Source organism: Tepidibacillus fermentans, assembly GCF_004342885.1.
GTDB classification, from domain to species: domain Bacteria; phylum Bacillota; class Bacilli; order Tepidibacillales; family Tepidibacillaceae; genus Tepidibacillus; species Tepidibacillus fermentans.
This window is the reverse complement of record NZ_SMAB01000028.1, coordinates 1-19,131: the sequence shown is the minus strand read 5'-3', so window position 1 is coordinate 19,131 and position 19,131 is coordinate 1. Positions and strand designations below refer to the sequence as shown.

Here is a 19,131-nt window from a genome sequence, read left to right as displayed (position 1 = left end):
GGGTGACATGAAGGAAAGCGGATTGCGGGAAAACTGCACGATCCGTTTGATTGAGCGGACGGAGGAAGGCGTAAGCCGACCTCCTTCGACTCTACACCATATCTGGTGCACAGGATGTGGGAAGGACTGAACATTAGGAGGTTTTCAACTTTGTTATACTCAAAGAATCAAGATAAAGAGCAGACAACTCAAAATAGAGGTCACCTTGTGGAGGTAGAAGTGGAACTTCGAGGCAAACAAGGGGCGCTCTCTGAGGATTTGGCGTTAACAAAGAGAGAAAGAGAAAACGATGTATTAGATGATACGAGTAGCTTACTTGAAAGAATCTTAGCTAGGGAGAATATGCTCCTTGCTATGAAAAGAGTAATTGCAAACAAGGGAAGCCATGGGGTTGATGGTATGAGAGTTGATGAACTTCGGCCATTTATCATTGATAACTGGTTATCTATTAAACAAAAGCTACTGGAAGGAAGGTACAAACCTTCACCTGTCAGAAGAGTTGAAATACCGAAACCTGACGGGGGAATTAGATTGCTTGGGATACCTACGGTACTCGATAGACTAATTCAACAGGCGATCGCTCAAGAACTCAATAAAATTTATGATCCGACATTTTCAGAGAGTAGCTATGGATTTAGACCTAACAAAAGTGCGAAACAAGCTATTCTAAAAGCAAAAGAATACATCAATGAAGGATATAAATGGGTCGTAGATATGGACTTAGAAAAGTTCTTTGATAAAGTGAACCATGACATTCTAATGGAAAGATTATCAAGGAAAATTAAGGATAAAAGAGTATTAAAACTTATAAGGGCATATCTTGAATCAGGAGTTATGATAAATGGAGTTAAAATTAACTCTGAGGAAGGAACACCGCAAGGTGGTCCACTAAGTCCACTACTAGCCAACATCCTTCTTGATGAAGTCGACAAAGAATTGGAAAAACGGGGGCATAGATTCTGTCGCTTTGCTGATGATTGTAATATCTACGTTAAAAGTGAAAAGGCTGGCAACAGAGTAATGAGGAACATAAGGAAGATCATTGAAGATCGCCTAAAATTGAAGGTAAATGAAAACAAGAGTGCCGTAGACCTTGTATCCAAAAGGAAATTTCTTGGATTCTCATTCTACTTTGGAAGAGATGGGGCAAATATCAGAATTCATGAGAAGTCCTACAAAAGATTCAAGGATAAGATTAGGGATATAACGAATCGAAATACTGGAATAAGCATGGACTTCAGAATGAAAAAGTTAAATGATTATACTGTTGGCTGGATAAATTACTTTGCCATTGCCAATGCATCAACGAAGATGATTACCCTAGAAACGTGGATAAGAAGAAGATTAAGAGCTTGTATTTGGAAACAGTGGAAAAAGGGTAAAGACCAGAGGTCGAAATCTAATGAAACTTGGAGTTCCAAAGTCTAAGGCTTGGGAATATGCAAATACAAGAAAAGGCTATTGGAGAATATCCAACAGCCACATTCTTAACACGACTCTAAAGAATGAATACCTTGAAAGTTTAGGATACAAAAGCATATCTAAAAGATATCAACTAATGCATAATCCTTAATGAACCGCCGTATACCGAACGGTACGTACGGTGGTGTGAGAGGACGCTGAATAAAATAATTATTCAGCTCCTACTCGATATTGTCACTGACACGTGTCCATGATGAAATCAAAAGAGGCACTAATGTATGGACGACATCCGGTGAGATAACTATTAGGTGTAAGTGAAATTTTGAGAACACGTGAGTATTCAGGAGAAATTTAAACTTTATAGAGGGAGGAAAGTTTTCTTGACTATTCAACAATATTCTGTAAACCAACATCCGATTCAGACTCTATTAACTTGGATTGAATCTGGTGAAATTGCAATTCCTGAGATTCAAAGACCGTTTGTTTGGAATGCTACCAAGGTAAGGGACTTACTAGATTCTTTATATAAAGGGTATCCAATAGGTTATTTAATAGCATGGAGAAACCCAAATGTAAAACTAAAAGATGGGACAACCTCTGAAGGTAAAAGAATTTTAATCGATGGACAACAAAGGGTTACAGCTCTCATGGCAGCTTTATTAGGTAAAGAAGTTTTAAATAGCGACTACAAAAAAGTACGAATTAGAATTGCATTTAATCCGATAGAAAAGAAGTTTGAGGTTTCTAATTCAGCGATTAGAAAAAATAAAGCCTGGATTTCTGATATTTCCCAAGTACTGTCTCCTAATGTAAAAATACTAGAGTTAGTAAGTAAATATTGTTCTGATAATGATACCACTGATCAAAACGAAATATTCTCAAGTATTGAGTTACTTAGAGGAATAGTAAATAACCATATTGGGTTGATAGAATTAAATTCAAGTCTAGACATTGAAACGGTTACAGAAATTTTTATTAGAATAAATTCTAAAGGAGTAGTTTTAAGTCAAGCAGATTTTGCAATGTCCAAAATTGCTTCAAATGAGGTATATGGTGGAAATACCTTAAGGAAGTGTATTGATTATTTTTGCCATTTATCTATTTCTCCTGAATTTTATTCAAAAATCAAAGAGGTTGATAATGAGTTTGCACAAACAGATTATTTTAGAAAAATGTCATGGTTAAAAAACGAAAATGAAGATCTTTATAACCCCTCCTACACAGATATGTTAAGAGTAGCCTTTACTTCAGAGTTTAAACGTGGGCGTTTAGAGGATTTGGTTGCTTTACTATCAGGTCGGAATTTTGAAACAAGGGAATATGTAGAGGAAATAGCTGAAAAATCTTATAAAAAACTTGAAGCTGGAATTTTAAACTTTATGAATGAGACTAATTTTAAAAGGTTTTTAATGATTATTAAATCAGCAGGATTTATAGATTCATCAATGATAGGCTCAAGAAATGCTTTAAACTTTGCATATATAGTTTATTTGACGTTAAGAAATCAAAGTATCGATCAAGCAACCATAGAGTCCTTAGTGAGAAAATGGTATGTAATGTCAGTATTAACTGGAAGATATTCTAGTTCTCCAGAATCAGCATTTGATTCTGATATTAGAAGAATAGATGAATATGGTGTGGAAAAGACTCTTAAAAATATTGAGGATGCTGAGTTATCCGTTGCATTTTGGGATACAGGATTGCCTCAACAATTAAATTCATCAGTTGCAAGCAGCCCTTATTTTAAAGTATATCTAGCTTCACAAGTGAAAATGAATGATAAAGGATTTTTATCCAAAGATATAACTGTTAGAGACCTAATTACTCATAGAGGAGATGTACATCATATTTTCCCTAAAAATTATTTAAAAAAATATGGTTTTAATCGAAATAAATATAATCAAATCGCTAATTATGTTTATATGCAAAGTGAAATTAACATAGCAATCGGTGACAAATCACCAGCAGATTATTTTAAACAACTTAAAGATCAAATAATTTCTAAAAATAAAGTCTACGGAAATATAGTAGAATCTGAAGAACTTCGAAAAAACTTTGAAATGAATTGCATTCCAGATGATATGGAGAATATGACCATCAATGATTACGACTACTTCCTAGATAAAAGACGAATGCTTATGTCCCAAAAAATAAAATTATATTATGAAACTTTATAATTTCAAAAAAGATTGAAACCAAGGAAGCGAATGGTGAGTCGCTTCCTTGATTATAATCAAAAATGAAGATTAATGGTCTATATTTTTACTGATTCACTTAGTTACGTCTTAATAGAGTTCAGCCGGTTTCTTCATTTCAATGATCAAAAAATGTGAAGTTTCTTTTGCCTTTATTAAAATGTCTTCCTCTACAATTTCCAGTCCGTCCCGATTAGATAGTTCAACCGTATTAATCGTAGAACTTCCTTCTATCTGAACTAAATAGGCCTGTCTTCCTTCCTTAACTGGAAAGCTAATCTCTTTTCCTTGTTCAAGTTCTAAGGAGTAAATATTCGCATTCTGATTTATTTTGATTGGCGCACTTCCTTCTTTACTTGAAACCATATGAAGCCATTTATTTTTTCGATCATCCCAATTAAATTTATAGTCGCCATAGTTAGGTGTATATCCTTGTTTATCTGGGAAAATCCAGATCTGCAAAAGCCTTAAGAGGGTTGTTCCAAAATTATGCTCACTATGATATACACCGGTCCCTGCACTCATATATTGAACATGGCCACGACCTAACGTATTTTTATTACCCATATTATCTTCATGAGTAAGTTCTCCATCGATTACATAAGATATGATCTCCATGTCTCGATGAGGATGAAGATCGAATCCTGTATTAGGTTGAATAAGGTCATCATTAATTACTCTCAAAACTCCAAAATTAATATTATCTGGATTATAATACTCTGCAAAGGAAAAGTGGAATTTGCTTTTTAGCCAACCAAGATTGCTACTGCCCATATTTTCACTTTCTATTTTTCTTAACATTCTATACACCTTCTTTTGTTTATTTAAAATGCATTTTTGAAATATACTGATATAATAACTAACTTTATGTAAGTAACATAATTTAAGTTACTTATTTTTGTCAAGTAAATATGACTTCCATCATGTTCTAGTCTTGGCTTAAAATCATTTTTAATCACTTCTAAAATAGGTATGATTAACAATTATTTTGACAAAGGAATAACAAGTTCATTATCTTAGAAAAGAAAGAAGAATAAGTTTATCGAAAGAAAGGAGTATTGACCAATGGGTGATCGATTGGCAGGAATTCAACCTGAAGCCGTATTTCGCAATTTTGAAGCGATTAGTAGAATTCCAAGAGAATCAGGAAATGAGCAACAAATCAGTGATTATTTAACCCAATTTGGGAAAAATCTTGGGCTTGAGGTCATTCAAGAGGAATCTGGGAATGTGATTATCAAAAAGCCGGGGACAAAAGGATATGAACAGGCACCTACTGTTATTTTGCAAGGCCATATGGATATGGTTTGTGTGAAGAAAGAGGATTATCCCTTTGATTTTGCCAAAGATCCTATTCCTTTAGTAGTCGATGGGGATTTGATTAAAACAGAAGGGACCACATTAGGAGCTGATAACGGGATTGCAGTCGCTATGATGATGGCCATTTTAGAATCGGATGAATTAGAGCATCCTCCTCTTGAGTGTTTATTTACCGTTAGTGAAGAAACAGGGATGGATGGTGTCCTTCATCTTCATCCAGAGCATTTAAAAGGAAAGATTCTCATCAACCTTGATTCCGAAGAAGAGGGAGTCATGCTAGCCTCTTGTGCTGGAGGAGTCAATAATGTTGTACATATTCCGATTGATTGGCAAGACAGTAATGGAATAAAGCAAGTTTATACTTTAACCATTAAAGGATTACGTGGGGGACACTCGGGAATTGAAATTGATAAAAATCGGGCCAGTGCCATTAAATTATTAGGAAGAGTTTTAAAAGCCCTTGATCAAACACTTAACATACAAATTGCTGCTGTAAATGGCGGAGAAAAAATGAACGCGATTCCGAAAATGGCTTCTGCCACAATTTTGGTTGACGAAGGGGAGGTTAAAGAATTAGAAAAAATTGTTGATCAGTATCAGAACATTTTTCATAAAGAATTTGAAGCGTCAGATCCAAATATTCAAATTCAATTGAACAAAGGAGAAAAAGTAGAAAAAGTATTTAAGAATACAACCAAGAAACATCTCATCCACGCGCTTCGTTTGTTACCCTTTGGTGTACAAACCATGAGTGCCAATATTCAAGGGTTAGTGGAAAGTTCCAATAATATTGGGACTTTGGAAACAAAAGAAGAAGAAATCATTTTAAGCAGTGCCGTAAGAAGTTCGGTGAAATCCTTAAAAGATGAGATTAACGACCGAATCGGAAGTATTTGCGAATTGATTGGTGCGAAAATGGAGTTGGTCTCCGATTATCCTGCATGGGAATATGAGCCGAATTCCCGAATCCGCGAGATCATGAATGAAGTATATAAAGAATTGAATCATAAAGAAATGAAGGTCGATGCCATACATGCTGGTTTAGAATGTGGATTCTTAAAGGAAAAGCTTGGTGATGTGGATATGGTTTCCATTGGGCCAAATATCTACAATGCTCATACTCCTGAAGAATCGTTAAGCATTTCTTCTACCCAAAGAGTGTTTGCCTTTCTAACAGAAGTATTAAAAAGGATAAAATAATACTGTCTGTATCAGCTATTATTATGAGATAATGATTCATAATAATAGCTATTTTTGTATGTGAGGTGAAGACATTGTCCTTAGCATCTCAATTAGGTGTTTCTGAGGATTTATTAAATCAAATCATAAATGTGATTTCAAAATATGAGCATATTGAGAAAGTGGTCGTTTTTGGATCAAGAGCAAAAGGGAATGGAAAGAAAACTTCAGATATTGATCTATGTGTTTTTGGCGAACGACTATTGCAAAAAGATGTGAATTTATTGATTGATGAATTAAAAGAATTAAATACACCTCTAGATTTTGATGTGGTGCATTTTCAATCTCTTTCAAAAGAAAAATTGAAGGAAAATATTATGCGTGAAGGGGTGAAGATCTATGACAAAAGAAAGGCTTCTTGAAAGATTTCAAGATTTTAAAAACGCTTTAGAACGCTTAAAAGAGAGTCTACAAATAGAGGCGTATCAAGATATCATTCAAGATATCATTATTGATGGTGTGATTCAACGTTTTGAATTCACCTTTGAATTAAGTTGGAAACTGATGAAGCTCTTTTTGGAATATGAGGGAATTGAGGCAAACAGTCCGAGAAGTGCGATTCGGAAAGCCTATGAAATAAATATGATCGAAGATGGGGAAGCATGGATTGACATGATGATAGATCGAAATAAAATATCTCATGTTTATGATGAAGAGATGGCAAAGCAAATTTATGATCGGATTAAAGAAGTGCATATTATTAATCTGGAAAAGTTATTGAATCGATTTGAGAAAGTTATTGAGAATCTTTAAGAAACAAGTAAAGTTAATTTAAAAAAAGGTAGTTGGTAATGAATGAAAAGTGAAAAGCGAATGAACAAAGACCGTTTATGGACAAAAGATTTTATCTTGTTATCCCTTTCCAATTTGCTCTTATTCTTTGGATTTCAAATGTTGCTCCCGACACTACCTGCATATGTTTCGCAAAAAGGTGGTGGAAATCTTGCCGTTGGTATGGTGATTAGTCTTTTTACCATTTCTGCAGTTTTGATTCGCCCGTTTTCCGGTGCGGCTCTAGATCTCATCGGTAGAAAGAAGGTATTAATGGTTGGTTTCATCATTAGTTTATTTGCTATCGGAAGTTATTACTGGGCGGCAACCGTGTTTTTTGTCTTAGGATTACGTTTTGTTCATGGATTAGGATGGGGGATCTCTTCAACAACAAATGGTACGGTTGCCTCTGATTTAATTCCTGCTGCAAGAAGAGGAGAGGGGATGGGGTATTTTGGTTTATCCTCCACGTTAGCCATGGCAATCGGGCCAATGATCGGGGTTATGATCATTCGTTCTTTTGGTTTTGGTGTATTGTTTCTTGTATCTTTTACGAGTACATTTCTTGCCTTTCTGTTAACTTATTTGATTGACATTTCCGAAATGAAGGCTCAACCGTCACAGAAGAGTAGAGTTTCTCTTGGCTCCCGTTTAATCGAAAAAAGAGCATTATTCCCTTCATTACTTGTTTTATTGTTCTCCATTACCTATGGAGGCATTGTTAGTTTCATTACGCTATTCGGCAAAGAGGCGGGTATTGAAAATGTGGGTTGGTTCTTCACGATCAATGCCATTTTTGTCTTTGTTACTCGCCCCATTTCAGGGAAGCTTTTTGATAAGAAAGGGCATTTTTCCGTATTATTTCCGAGTGCCTTTTTTACAATCATCGGGCTGATTCTATTATCCTATGCCTCTTCCAATCTTACGTTAATTTTAGCCGCTGTTTTTTATGGAATAGGTTTTGGCTCGATTCAGCCTTCTTTACAGGCATGGACGATCAACCGAGTTTCTGCTGACCGTAGAGGAGCAGCAAATGCCACCTTTTTCTCTGCGTTTGATTTAGGGATTGCTGGTGGTGCAATGGTGCTCGGAACTTTAGCAGAAATGACGAATTATGAGCAGATGTATCGCTATTCCAGTATTTTTATTGTGATTTATTTGCTGATCTATTTGTTCTACATGATTAAGGAAAAGAAAAAGGAAGAATTAGAGGTTGAAGGAGAACGTTAGTAGGACTTTATCCAAAAGAGTGAGAATATGATCATGATTTCATTGCAAGAACTATATCACTTACGACTAAAGAAGGGAGTCGGTGCCACGGACACGACTCCCTTTTCTAATGGTCTATTCAAAACACCTCTTGGTATTTTTATGATTTTTATAGATAATTTATAATGGATGTATAACTTGAGCTGATTATATCTTAAGGAGTAACGCTTGAATAAGCTTACGATTTCTACTAGGATATGAATATGACCTTTGGAGAGGAGAGCTAGCATGAGTGGAGAACAACAAAATCGTATGCAAAGAGGTTTAAAAAACAGACATATTCAGATGATTGCGCTTGGTGGTGCGATTGGAACAGGGTTATTTTATGGCTCAGCCGAGACAATTAAATTAGCAGGGCCAGCCATTACCTTATCTTACTTAGTAGGTGGCCTGATCATTTTTTTCATTATGCGAATGCTTGGGGAAATGTCGGTAGATGAACCAGTCTCAGGATCGTTCAGTTATTATGCTTATAAGTATTGGGGGGACTTCCCTGGTTTTCTATCCGGTTGGAATTATTGGTTTAGCTATATTATTGTTAGTATGGCTGAATTGACGGCTGTTGGGATCTATATCAATTATTGGTGGCCGAACATCCCGCATTGGGTATCTGCACTTTTCTTTCTCGTTATTATTACGATTGCTAATTTGGTCAAAGTCAAATTGTATGGTGAGTTTGAGTTTTGGTTCACGATTGTGAAGGTAGCAGCCATTCTTGGGATGATCATTTTGGGAATAGTATTACTGATTAGTCCTTATCATGCTACTACAACTGGAATAAGTAATCTCTGGAAGTATGGAGGATTCTTCCCCAATGGGATTCGTGGGTTATTATTCTCCTTATCAGTAGTTTTATTTAGTTTTGGTGGGATTGAATTAATAGGGATTACAGCAGGAGAGGCGGATAATCCAAAGAAGACAATACCTAAAGCTATTAACCAAGTCATGTGGAGAATTCTGATCTTTTATGTTGGGGCTTTAACTGTCATTATGATGCTTTATCCTTGGAATCAAGTGGGGTTAGAGGGAAGCCCATTTGTAACGATTTTCTCGAAAATAGGGATACCTTCAGCTGCAACGATTTTGAATATTGTTGTATTAATAGCGGCATTATCCGTTTATAACAGTGGAGTTTATAGTAATGGACGAATGCTATATAGCTTAGCGCTGCAAGGAAATGCACCAAAGATTTTTGCCAAATTAAATCGAAATGGCATACCTGTAACGGGGGTTCTCACTTCTTCAGCTTTTACCTTAGTGGCTGTAATCTTGAACTATCTATTCCCCGGCAAAGTTTTTATTTATCTAATCTCTGTTGCAACAATCGCTGCAATTATTAACTGGATGATGATTATTTTAACCAATCTCAAATTTCATCAAGCAAAAGGAAAAGAAGCTAAGAAACAAACGTTTAAGACGCCATTTTATCCCTATTCGAATTATATCAGCTTAGCTTTTTTAATCATGACCGTAGGAATTATGTTTACGATGAAAGATATGCGATTGGCCGTTTATATCCTACCAGTCTGGATATTGATTTTATGGATCGGGTACAAGGTAAAAAAACATTTGTAAATAAATTGTTGAATTATTGATATATCTCTTTCGTGTAACGAAGGAAATACAAGGAGGATCGAATATGACAGTAGATCCTTTTTTTGTATAAAAAATGTGATTTCTACTTGACAATAATTAGAAATAGGTATTGTATAAAAAGAGGAATAGATTGATTTCTTTTTGAATATATAAAAATATTGGGGAAAACACCAAAGGAATTGGAGGTTATTGGTGTGCAACATGCCCATCATGTATCAGATAAAAAAAGTACGGGAATCAATATTGCTTTTTGGTTAACATTTCTGTTATTTGTTGCCGAAATTATCGGTGGCATATTGACCAATAGTTTGGCAATTTTGAGTGATGCATGGCATCTATTAAGTGATATTTTAGCTTTAGGAGTTAGTTGGTTTGCATTAAGGCAAGCTAGAAAACCAGCGAATAAACGATTAACCTTTGGTTATCATCGTTTTGGAATTTTTGCTGCTTTTTTTAATAATTTAACCTTAATTGCTATATCATTTTATATTTTTTATACAGCTGTATTACGTATTTTCCATCCCAAAGAGGTAAAATCATTGGGAATGGTTTACCTAGCGATTCTTGGTTTAGTGATTACAGGAACAATTGTACTTTTTCTCCGCAAAGAAGAACAGAACTTAAATGTGAGAAGTGCAGTATTACATTTCGTCGGCGATGTATTTTCTTATGCTGGAGTCATCTTAGGTGGAGTGATTCTTCATTTTACAGGTTGGCTATGGATCGACCCTGTCATAAGTATCGTTTTTGCAAGTATTATTCTACGTGGTGCTTTCTCGATGTTAAGAGAATCCTTTTGGATTTTATTAGAAGGAGTTCCTTCGAATTTTGATGTGGATCAGATTACAAAGGATATGGAAAGTGTACCAGGAGTACATTCCGTTCATGATGTTCATATTTGGGGAATTTCTGCTGAAGAAGTCATGCTTACTGCACATGTAGTTGTTGAGGAACAACCAGTATCAGAAGGGCATGATTTATTACATGAAGTAAAAAAGGTATTAAGAGGGAAATACGGGATTTGGCATTCCATTTTACAATTAGAAACCATCGATTATCAAGAGAAAAATAAAGGTGAAAAAAAATTCAATCCCAATTTGTCACCTGATCCAAAAATGGGGTTTGATATCGTATCTTTGACAAGAAAAAGTGAATAATTGTTCTTTTCGTTAATTTTTGGTTTGTTATTGCTATGAAAACATTTTGCTGATAAGATATTAACGACTCAGTTGTGAGTTTTTTTTTTTTTTTTGAGAAACAGAAAAAAGCATATAATAATTGTAACTTGAAGATAGAGAGAAAATCAGGGGGTTTGGAGACCGTGTATTTAGGTTTATCCTTGATCATCTATTCACCATATTTAACATTTCTGCCGGTTATTTATCTAATCTATCATTTAATTAAAAAGGAAAAGTTGGTTTTAGGAAATGCCTGGTCTATGGGCTTGTTTCTTTTATTTATCTGGTCTTCTTTCGTAAGTTTGATCAATTCACAAATTTTATCATTTCTTGCCTCTTTAGGAATTTTAGCTTTTTTAATTGTGACAATTTATGTTCAAGAAACTTATCGTACTGAAGAAATGATGATGAAAGTACTTCATTCGATTTTTATAATTTCCATTGGGTCAGCTTTCATTGGTGTGTTAGAAGCTTTGAAAGTGATTAATTATGATCCTGCGTGGTGGAAATATTTATTAGGTATTCGACAATTAGGTTCGATAGACGTAAATCGAATTTCGGGAACTTTTAATAATCCGAACCTTGCTGGTACTTGGTATGCGATCATGATCTTACTTGGTTTTTATTTCTTTAACAAGAATGAAGGACGTAAAAAGTGGTTTTATGCAATTGTTACGGTACTATATCTGATTGTTTTATTTTGGACGGGTTCCCGTGGTGGTGCAATCGGGCTAATTATTGGTTTTGCAACATATTTTTATTTCTTAGGTCACAAGAAAAAGGTAATTTCTATTTTAGTTATGTTTTTAAGTGGCACCATCTTAATGTTGAACTACCCACAATGGTTCCCACGTGGAAATAGCTTGTTTGCTACTATTGATGGACGGGTTTCGATTTGGGAAAACGCCGTTTATATGTTTGTCATTAAACCGATCACCGGTTGGGGGCTAATGGGGATTTATACATCAAATAATTACGTCTTCAATAAATATCGTGCTTTTCATGCTCATAATATTCCATTGACCATTGCGACTACCCTTGGGTTAATTGGTTTAGCGATTTTTATCTGGATGATATGGGAATTATTCAAAGAGATTAAGGTATTATATCGTTTCAAAAATCAACTTACCCCTTTATTAGCAGCAATACAAGCAGCTATTTTAGGGCAGGGGCTGTTTGATTTTACGATTATGAGTCCTCAAGTTGGAATTTTATTTGTGGCATCAGCAACGATGATTGAAACCCTGGCTTATTCTTATCAGCCGTCTTTGGTTCCTTATTATTTCGCAATACGCTTGAAGCAAAAAAAACAACAAAAGAGTATTGTATAGTGGGTAAATAAAGCCGAAGAGAACCTAACGAGTCCTCTTCGGCTTTTTCTTTCTGTATTCCTTTTCCCTTTTTCTGGTTCGTTTTAGAGGATAAAAGAGTATCAAGTTATTACATCATATGTTTTATCCTTTGTACATGCTTTAGATGTTTGACAGTTAGCAAACATAGATTTTTTTTATTTGAATTGGAACGGATGATGGAGTTAGCGCGTTTTTTTAGGTTAGAATAAAAATGGACAAGTTACTGATAAGAAAATGAAGGAGCCAATTTATGCGTGATACCATCTTACATATAATTGCGAATTACGGATATATCGGAATCTTTGTCTCGTTGATTCTTGGTATTGTAGGACTACCGATTCCTGATGAAACGATTATGATGCTGGCTGGATATTTGATTACTAAAGAGCATCTTAATTATTTTTTAACGATACTAGTAGCTTTTTCAGGAAGCATGATCGGTATGACGGTGAGCTTTATCATTGGCAAAAGGTTAGGCTTGCCCTTTTTAGAAAAGCATGGAGCAAAGATACGAGTGACTCCTGAACGATTAAAGCATGTAGAAAAATTCTTTAATCGGTTTGGTAAATATACGGTGTCCATTGGTTATTATATTGCGGGAGTACGTCACTTTAGTGCGATTTTTGCAGGAATCAGTAATTGGTCTTATGGAACATTTGCCCTTTATGCTTTTCCAGGTGGATTAGTTTGGGTTTTGGTTTTTGTCAATCTCGGCTATTTCTTAGGAGAGCATTGGCATCATTTTTATAAGATAATACACCATTATATGAGAATCGCTCTGTTTATTGTAATCATAGGAGCGATATTATGGGGATATTTTATCTATAAAAAGAAAAAAAAAAGACTTTGTAAGGTCAAGATTAAATCTTAAACATTTCTTAACACTTTATAAAGAAAATCTAAACACTCTCTCGGGCAAGATAAAAGTGGAAGATCACTTCCATACAAAAAAAGAGGGGTGCTTAGGAAAATGAAGAAGAACAAAACTTGGACCAATCGAGTTTTACTTACCGTTATTGGATTATTGGTCATCTTTGGTTCTGTCGCCTTTGCAGAAGAAGATGGTGGAATTGTAAAACAAAACCTAAAAAAGGATAATATCTCTTCTTGGCAACCTTTGTTAGGCATGGGACGATATTTTGGCGGAACAATGAGAACAACCATTGCAAAGACGCTCAATATGACAGAGGAGCAAGTGTATTTAGAGCGATTAAAGGGTAAATCGATAGCTGATCTAGCAAAAGAAAAGGGAATCCCAATCGAAAAAATCATGACGGAAATGAAGGCGGCTAAAAAAGCACAGGTTGATCAATTGGTTAAAGAGAAGAAGATTACTGAAGATCAGGCAAAGTTCATCCTAAATCGGATGGAAACGAATCTCCGTGCAGCCATTGAAAGAAAAGGAATTGGTCCAAGGGGAAATGGTGGTATAGGGAAAGGAAGATGTAGATAGTAAAAAGGTGGCAATCATGCCGCCTTTTTTGTATAATGCTTATATTGAATAGGAAAGGAGAATGCAAAGCTAATGAAACAATATCGTAATCCACCAGAAATGCAAATAGATGTCAGCAAAGAGTATATTGCAATTATACATACCAATAAAGGAGATATTCAGATAAAATTATTCGCAGAAGGGGCACCAAAAACTGTAAATAACTTTGTTTTCTTAGCAAAAGATGGTTATTACAACGGGGTAAAATTTCACCGCATCATCAAATCCTTCATGATTCAAACCGGTGATCCCTTAGGTAATGGTATGGGAGGTCCAGGGTATCAATTTGAAGATGAATTGCCACCTGTGAAGGAATATAAACCAGGAATCGTAGCAATGGCAAATGCAGGTCCGAATACAAATGGAAGTCAATTCTTTATTTGTAGCGGACAAGATAGTACATACCTGAATCGAACACCAAATTATACTGTTTTTGGCGAAGTAGTAGAGGGTATGGATGTTGTTGATGCAATTGCCAGTGTTCCTGTTGGTCCCTCCTTTGGCGGAGAAATGAGCAGTCCAAAAGAGGCTGTTTTTATGAAAACCATTGATATTGTTGAAAAATAGTTCGCTATTTTTCAAAGGTTAACAATCTCAACGAAATAGGGTATGCTATAGTTATCTATGATCGTTCTGATCATTAACCCTATTTTAATGAGGTGATGTTTGTGTCTTTGTCAGATGAATTACAAGAAATCGCACCGATTGATTTTGAGGGTATTGAAGATGAGAATTTAAAACAAGAAATCATCGAAGCATTAATGGAAGTCAATGACCCTGAAATCAATATTGATATTATAAATTTAGGTTTGGTTTATAAGGTGCAAATGGATGAGGAGAAAAATGTAAAAATTCAAATGACATTAACCGCAATTGGTTGCCCATTAGCTGGATCGATTACTGGACAAGTACAGCAAGCCGTAGGTCGTATCGAAGGGATCAACCAAGTTCATGTTGATTTAGTCTGGAATCCGCCTTGGGATCGCAATCGGGTGTCTAGATTAGCGAAAATGGCATTAGGTATTGCTTAAACTGTTGTTTGACTTTCCTTATTTTTCATGGTACCCTTAGACTAAAGGGGAGTAGCTATGAGAACAACAAGGTCGTCATGACAGGAATGTTGATTCCTCGGCTTTGTTGGCAACAATCGTTCGTTGTTAGCAAGACCTTTATCTTCGGATAAGGGTCTTTTTTCATGATTGAAAGTTTTTTTAAATATTAGGAATGATAAAGAGTGGAGGTGTATTATGGACATACTCAGTCTTCAATTTTTAAGCAGTTTACTAAGTATTATTATGATTGATATTGTATTAGGTGGCGATAATGCGATCTTAATCGCATTAGCGACAAGAAACCTAAATCAGAAACAGCGAAAGAAAGCTGTTTTCTGGGGTGTTTTTGGAGCGATAGCTGTAAGGGCCACATTAACCGCAATTGCAGTTTATGTATTAAAAATTCCATTCATTAAATTTGTTGGTGGGATTCTTCTTGTTTGGATTGCTTATAAGCTTTTAATTGAAGAAGATAAGCATAATGATGTGAAATCAGGTGATAACACCTTTGCAGCTATTAAAACCATCGTTATCGCTGACGTGCTAATGGGAATTGATAATGTATTAGCGGTGGCTGGGGCAGCTCACGGCCATCCTTTACTTGTGATACTTGGCTTACTCATTAGTGTTCCAATTATCGTCTGGGGTAGTGGTATCATTTTTCATTTCATCGAAAGGTTCCCCATCATTATTTTTATTGGTGGAGCTGTAATTGCTTGGACAGCTGGTAAAATGATTGCGGAAGATGATTTCATACATAGAGCGATAGTCTCACAACTGCCGTTATTAGACCTTATCATACCAATCTCCATTACAGCCCTTGTGGTTATCATGGGTTATTGGAAAAAAAACGCGAGTGCTTCATATAACAAGGTGTGAAATAGCGTATAGAATCATACAAGCCAGCGATTCGAAAATAGTGGGTTTGAATATTCTGGAAGTTGGAATATTCAAACCTATTTTTATTTTATGAGATGTTTTGTGAAGCAACTTTTGTTCTTGAAGTTGAGCCCAAAATTGAAATCGATTAAGATGAAGGAAAGGGGGAAAATGTGGTGATTTTTGGTATTGGTGTTGACCTTATTGAATTAGAACGGATTCGAAAAATTGTAGAACGAAGTGAGTTAGCTTTTATCAAAAAAATCTTAACGAGTGTAGAGATTGAACATCTACCGCGATTGCCAAGACGAAAAATTGAATATCTTGCTGGCAGATTCGCGGGAAAAGAGGCAGTAGCAAAAGCACTAGGTACAGGAATTGGGAAAAATCTAAACTGGAAAGATATCGAAATCCTCCCTCTTCCTTCGGGTAAGCCAACCGTCACTTTAAAAAATGATTATTGGCCAGTGGATGACTTTAAGATTCATATTAGTATCAGCCATTCTCAATCGATGGCAATTGCAAAAGTTCTTATCGAACAAATATAGACAGCCTGCATATCTGTCCAACTTCGGACATACATATATAACGCGGTGAGGTGAAGGAAAGTGTTATTGGTAACTGCGGAAGAGATGCGTGAAATGGACCGCAAAACAATTGAAGAAATCGGCATACCTAGTTCTGTATTGATGGAAAATGCAGGAGTACATGTAGCTAGAAAAATTAAGGAGAGGGTGAGTGATTCAGCAAAAGTTCTTGTATTAGCAGGACATGGAAATAATGGAGGAGATGGGTTTGTTACTGCAAGGCACCTTGGAAATGCAGGATATGATGTTGTCACATGGATTATTGGTAATTTAGATAAAAGTACTGTTGAAACCAGAATGCATTATCTAGCATTGGTGAAATCTCAATATCCTGTTAATTTTTACAATGAAGAATTGAAAAAAACCTTGTTTAAAACCATGGAGCAAGCGGATGTCATTGTTGATGCATTATTAGGAACAGGAGCAAAAGGGGGATTAAGGGAACCTATTGCAGGGATTATCCAATATGCAAATCAAACCAAGGCGTTTAAAGTTGCTGTAGATATGCCATCAGGAGTGGATAGTAATACTGGTGAAATCATCAATCAGGCGTTTTTAGCTGATTTGACGGTAACGTTCGCTTTACCCAAAATCGGCCAATTTATCTATCCCGGAGCGAATTTCGTTGGTGAATTAGAGGTTGCCGATATCTCTATACCACCTGTCGTTTCAACATCATTAGGGATTAAACGCTACCTCATTACTGAGGAATGGTTGAAAGATAAACTTCCGATTCGAAAAGCCAACAGCCATAAAGGAACCTATGGTCATGCCCTATTGATTGGAGGTTCAAAAGGGATGCCCGGTGCGCCAACCTTAGCTACGATGGCGGCATTACGTTCTGGGGCAGGATTGACAACAGTCGTGGTTCCAAAATCGATTCAAGCGATGGTTTTTAGCCATGTTCCTGAGGCGATTTGTATCGGCAGTAATGAGACGTCAACAGGACACTTAGATTTTTCTACACTTGCTCCTCTTATCACGAATAGTCAGAAATATACGGCGTTGGGGATTGGACCGGGAATGGGGGTATGGGATCATGGATTAACAGAGTTAAGAAAAGTGATAACTTCTTACTCTGGTCCATTAGTCATTGATGCAGATGGTTTGAATCTTCTTTCAAAAAATCCTCGTCTCCTTCTTGAACGAAACGGAGTTACAGTAATTACTCCTCACCCAGGGGAAATGGCGAGACTTATTGGTAAGGATATTCAGTATGTCGAACAGAATCGTCTACAAGTGGCTCATGAATTTGCGAAGACATACCAAGTCTACCTTGTCTTAAAAGGAGCCCATTCCATTATTGCTACTCCTCAAGGAGAACTTTATCTGAATACCACCGGCGGCCCCGAATTAGCCAAAGGTGGAACAGGAGATGTACTGACAGGAATGCTTACTGGTTTTCTAGCCCAAAGACTTCCTGTACTTCATGCGGTTTTGCTAGCTGTTTATCTTCATGGAGTGGCTGGTACCTTAGCTAGTAAACCTTCAAATTACAGCACGTTGGCAAGGGATCTTGTCGAACAAATTGGGTATGCGATTCAGCAAATTGTCGAATCACGCTAAGGCAATTACCGACACATTTCCCAGGAAATAGACAGAATCTCTCATCTGTCGAAAACTATAGGGGGATGATTGATATGCATCGGTCGAAATGGTTACTAATGACGATCGTCATCATTTTTATGGTGTTCCTATCTGGATGTGGTACGAAAGATTCAAATGACGTAGTCAGTGATCTTGAAGATCAGCTAGCGGATTTAGATAGTTATCAAGCCGTAGGGACGATGAAAATTCAAACAGGAGAAACGGTTCAAGAATATAATGTTCAAGTATGGTATAAGCAGCCTCATTTTTATCGCATCGAATTAAATAATCTAAATACAAAAGTGACACAGATTGTACTGAAAAATGATGATGGAGTATTTGTTTTGGATCCTGCAATCAAGAAGAGTTTTCGTTTTAAAAGCGACTGGCCTGAGTCGAGTGGGCAACCTTATTTATTTGAGTCGCTTGTGAAAAGTGTAATTGATGATAAAGATCGCGTTTTTGCAAAAGAAGAAGGGAATTATGTCTTTCAAGTAAAAGCCAACTATCAAAATCAATCATTAACTGCCCAAAAAGTTTGGTTTGGTAAAGATTTACAACCTATAAGAGTTGAAATCTATGATCCAAATGAAGTGAAACTTGTTGAAATGGTTTTCTCTAAATTTGAATTTGATTCTAAATTTGATGATGATGCATTTGAGATGAATCGAAATCTCGAAGGTTGGGACCAAACAAGTTTACCAGCGATGAAAAATATGGATAATAGTAAGAGTTTTGGAATCATTGAACCTAGTTATATTCCAACAGGAGTAGAAAAGAAGGATCTTAAAGTAGTGAATCAGGATAATGAACGGAAGGTAGTGTTGAAGTATGGTGGTGAGTTCAATTACAGTTTAATTGAATCTCGACCACAAGTTAGAGTAGCTAGTGCACCGGAAAATTCAAAGTCGGATATTATCGATCTTGGTTATGGTATTGGCGTTCTTACCGAAATGACAGAAACCCGTTCGTTACGTTGGACTTATGATGGGGTTGAATATTTATTAACAGGGGACCTTCCTACTGAAGAAATGGTTGCTATTGCAAAATCTGTCTTTGCACAAACAGGAAAATAAATCTTAGGCGGAATTATTCCGCCTCAGCTTGTAGACAAAGTCCCTAACTAGTGGCCAAATCTACAGGTTTTTTTGTATAATAGGGATAGAATTCTTGGTTAACGGGGGAAATTTAG

General features: G+C 36.1%; 17 protein-coding genes and 1 pseudogene. 17 read left to right on the top strand and 1 reads right to left on the bottom strand.

All coding sequences use genetic code 11. The annotated features are described in order from the left end of the window. The first annotated feature begins 342 nt into the window (after nucleotides 1–342). Both ltrA and EDD72_RS11880 read left to right on the top strand, forming a co-directional pair. Nucleotides 343–1,573, top strand: a pseudogene (ltrA, locus tag EDD72_RS11885) (group II intron reverse transcriptase/maturase). Between the two features lie 229 nt (nucleotides 1,574–1,802). Next, the gene (locus tag EDD72_RS11880; protein ID WP_132770614.1) at nucleotides 1,803–3,599 is read left to right on the top strand and encodes a GmrSD restriction endonuclease domain-containing protein; all 1,797 of its coding nucleotides are present in this window, start codon (nucleotides 1,803–1,805) and stop codon (nucleotides 3,597–3,599) included. A 108-nt stretch (nucleotides 3,600–3,707) separates the two neighbouring features. Here EDD72_RS11880 and EDD72_RS11875 read toward each other — a convergent pair whose 3' ends face one another. Then, complete coding sequence (locus EDD72_RS11875) at nucleotides 3,708–4,418, bottom strand: pirin family protein (protein ID WP_132770612.1); 711 nt, start codon at nucleotides 4,416–4,418, stop codon at nucleotides 3,708–3,710. A 264-nt stretch (nucleotides 4,419–4,682) separates the two neighbouring features. On the opposite strand from EDD72_RS11875, the gene EDD72_RS11870 reads away from it, so the two are divergent. The 15 genes from EDD72_RS11870 (at nucleotide 4,683) to EDD72_RS11800 (ending at nucleotide 19,015) form a co-directional block, all read left to right on the top strand. Further along, nucleotides 4,683–6,137: an aminoacyl-histidine dipeptidase gene (locus tag EDD72_RS11870; RefSeq protein ID WP_132770610.1), complete on the top strand. Its 1,455-nt coding sequence runs from the start codon at nucleotides 4,683–4,685 to the stop codon at nucleotides 6,135–6,137. A 74-nt stretch (nucleotides 6,138–6,211) separates the two neighbouring features. Continuing rightward, the gene (locus tag EDD72_RS11865; RefSeq protein WP_207893701.1) at nucleotides 6,212–6,538 is read left to right on the top strand and encodes a nucleotidyltransferase domain-containing protein; all 327 of its coding nucleotides are present in this window, start codon (nucleotides 6,212–6,214) and stop codon (nucleotides 6,536–6,538) included. After that, on the top strand, nucleotides 6,516–6,929 hold the full coding sequence (locus EDD72_RS11860) for a nucleotidyltransferase substrate binding protein (protein WP_132770605.1): 414 nt from the start codon (nucleotides 6,516–6,518) through the stop codon (nucleotides 6,927–6,929). The genes EDD72_RS11865 and EDD72_RS11860 overlap by 23 nt, the downstream gene beginning before the upstream one ends. Before the next feature lie 42 nt (nucleotides 6,930–6,971). Continuing rightward, nucleotides 6,972–8,177 (top strand): MFS transporter, encoded by a 1,206-nt coding sequence (locus EDD72_RS11855; RefSeq protein WP_132770603.1) that lies wholly within the window; start codon nucleotides 6,972–6,974, stop codon nucleotides 8,175–8,177. A gap of 267 nt (nucleotides 8,178–8,444) precedes the next feature. Further along, nucleotides 8,445–9,791 carry an amino acid permease gene (locus tag EDD72_RS11850; RefSeq protein ID WP_132770601.1) on the top strand — a complete coding sequence of 449 codons (1,347 nt, stop codon included), beginning with the start codon at nucleotides 8,445–8,447 and terminating at the stop codon, nucleotides 9,789–9,791. A 179-nt stretch (nucleotides 9,792–9,970) separates the two neighbouring features. Next, a complete protein-coding gene (locus tag EDD72_RS11845) occupies nucleotides 9,971–10,969 on the top strand; it encodes a cation diffusion facilitator family transporter (RefSeq protein ID WP_165895086.1) in 999 nt (332 codons plus the stop codon). Nucleotides 10,970–11,133: 164 nt separating this feature from the next. Beyond that, a complete protein-coding gene (locus EDD72_RS11840) occupies nucleotides 11,134–12,321 on the top strand; it encodes an O-antigen ligase family protein (protein ID WP_243643840.1) in 1,188 nt (395 codons plus the stop codon). Between the two features lie 271 nt (nucleotides 12,322–12,592). Continuing rightward, nucleotides 12,593–13,213, top strand: coding sequence for a DedA family protein (locus EDD72_RS11835; RefSeq protein ID WP_132770595.1), 621 nt, complete (start codon nucleotides 12,593–12,595; stop codon nucleotides 13,211–13,213). 99 nt (nucleotides 13,214–13,312) lie between these two features. Next, the gene (locus EDD72_RS11830) at nucleotides 13,313–13,795 is read left to right on the top strand and encodes a hypothetical protein (protein ID WP_132770593.1); all 483 of its coding nucleotides are present in this window, start codon (nucleotides 13,313–13,315) and stop codon (nucleotides 13,793–13,795) included. Between the two features lie 72 nt (nucleotides 13,796–13,867). After that, nucleotides 13,868–14,401 (top strand): peptidylprolyl isomerase, encoded by a 534-nt coding sequence (locus EDD72_RS11825; protein WP_243643838.1) that lies wholly within the window; start codon nucleotides 13,868–13,870, stop codon nucleotides 14,399–14,401. 101 nt (nucleotides 14,402–14,502) lie between these two features. Then, nucleotides 14,503–14,865, top strand: coding sequence for a metal-sulfur cluster assembly factor (locus tag EDD72_RS11820; protein WP_481557238.1), 363 nt, complete (start codon nucleotides 14,503–14,505; stop codon nucleotides 14,863–14,865). A gap of 216 nt (nucleotides 14,866–15,081) precedes the next feature. Continuing rightward, nucleotides 15,082–15,765, top strand: a complete 684-nt coding sequence (locus EDD72_RS11815) for a TerC family protein (protein ID WP_132770589.1) — start codon at nucleotides 15,082–15,084, stop codon at nucleotides 15,763–15,765. 176 nt (nucleotides 15,766–15,941) lie between these two features. Further along, nucleotides 15,942–16,313, top strand: coding sequence for a holo-ACP synthase (gene acpS / locus EDD72_RS11810; RefSeq protein WP_132770587.1), 372 nt, complete (start codon nucleotides 15,942–15,944; stop codon nucleotides 16,311–16,313). A gap of 60 nt (nucleotides 16,314–16,373) precedes the next feature. Continuing rightward, nucleotides 16,374–17,918, top strand: a complete 1,545-nt coding sequence (locus EDD72_RS11805; RefSeq protein WP_132770585.1) for an NAD(P)H-hydrate dehydratase — start codon at nucleotides 16,374–16,376, stop codon at nucleotides 17,916–17,918. A gap of 74 nt (nucleotides 17,919–17,992) precedes the next feature. Continuing rightward, nucleotides 17,993–19,015, top strand: a complete 1,023-nt coding sequence (locus EDD72_RS11800) for a DUF4367 domain-containing protein (RefSeq protein WP_165895085.1) — start codon at nucleotides 17,993–17,995, stop codon at nucleotides 19,013–19,015. Nucleotides 19,016–19,131 lie beyond the last annotated feature (116 nt).

Excerpts from the sequence above, each read along its gene's own strand:
- EDD72_RS11875 (WP_132770612.1), bottom strand. The coding sequence starts at position 4,418 with ATGTTAAGAAAAATAGAAAGTGAAAATATGGGCAGTAGCAATCTTGGT.
- EDD72_RS11870 (WP_132770610.1), top strand. The coding sequence starts at position 4,683 with ATGGGTGATCGATTGGCAGGAATTCAACCTGAAGCCGTATTTCGCAAT.
- EDD72_RS11860 (WP_132770605.1), top strand. The coding sequence starts at position 6,516 with ATGACAAAAGAAAGGCTTCTTGAAAGATTTCAAGATTTTAAAAACGCT.
- EDD72_RS11855 (WP_132770603.1), top strand. The coding sequence starts at position 6,972 with ATGAAAAGTGAAAAGCGAATGAACAAAGACCGTTTATGGACAAAAGAT.
- EDD72_RS11850 (WP_132770601.1), top strand. The coding sequence starts at position 8,445 with ATGAGTGGAGAACAACAAAATCGTATGCAAAGAGGTTTAAAAAACAGA.
- EDD72_RS11835 (WP_132770595.1), top strand. The coding sequence starts at position 12,593 with ATGCGTGATACCATCTTACATATAATTGCGAATTACGGATATATCGGA.
- EDD72_RS11830 (WP_132770593.1), top strand. The coding sequence starts at position 13,313 with ATGAAGAAGAACAAAACTTGGACCAATCGAGTTTTACTTACCGTTATT.
- EDD72_RS11825 (WP_243643838.1), top strand. The coding sequence starts at position 13,868 with ATGAAACAATATCGTAATCCACCAGAAATGCAAATAGATGTCAGCAAA.
- EDD72_RS11815 (WP_132770589.1), top strand. The coding sequence starts at position 15,082 with ATGGACATACTCAGTCTTCAATTTTTAAGCAGTTTACTAAGTATTATT.
- EDD72_RS11800 (WP_165895085.1), top strand. The coding sequence starts at position 17,993 with ATGCATCGGTCGAAATGGTTACTAATGACGATCGTCATCATTTTTATG.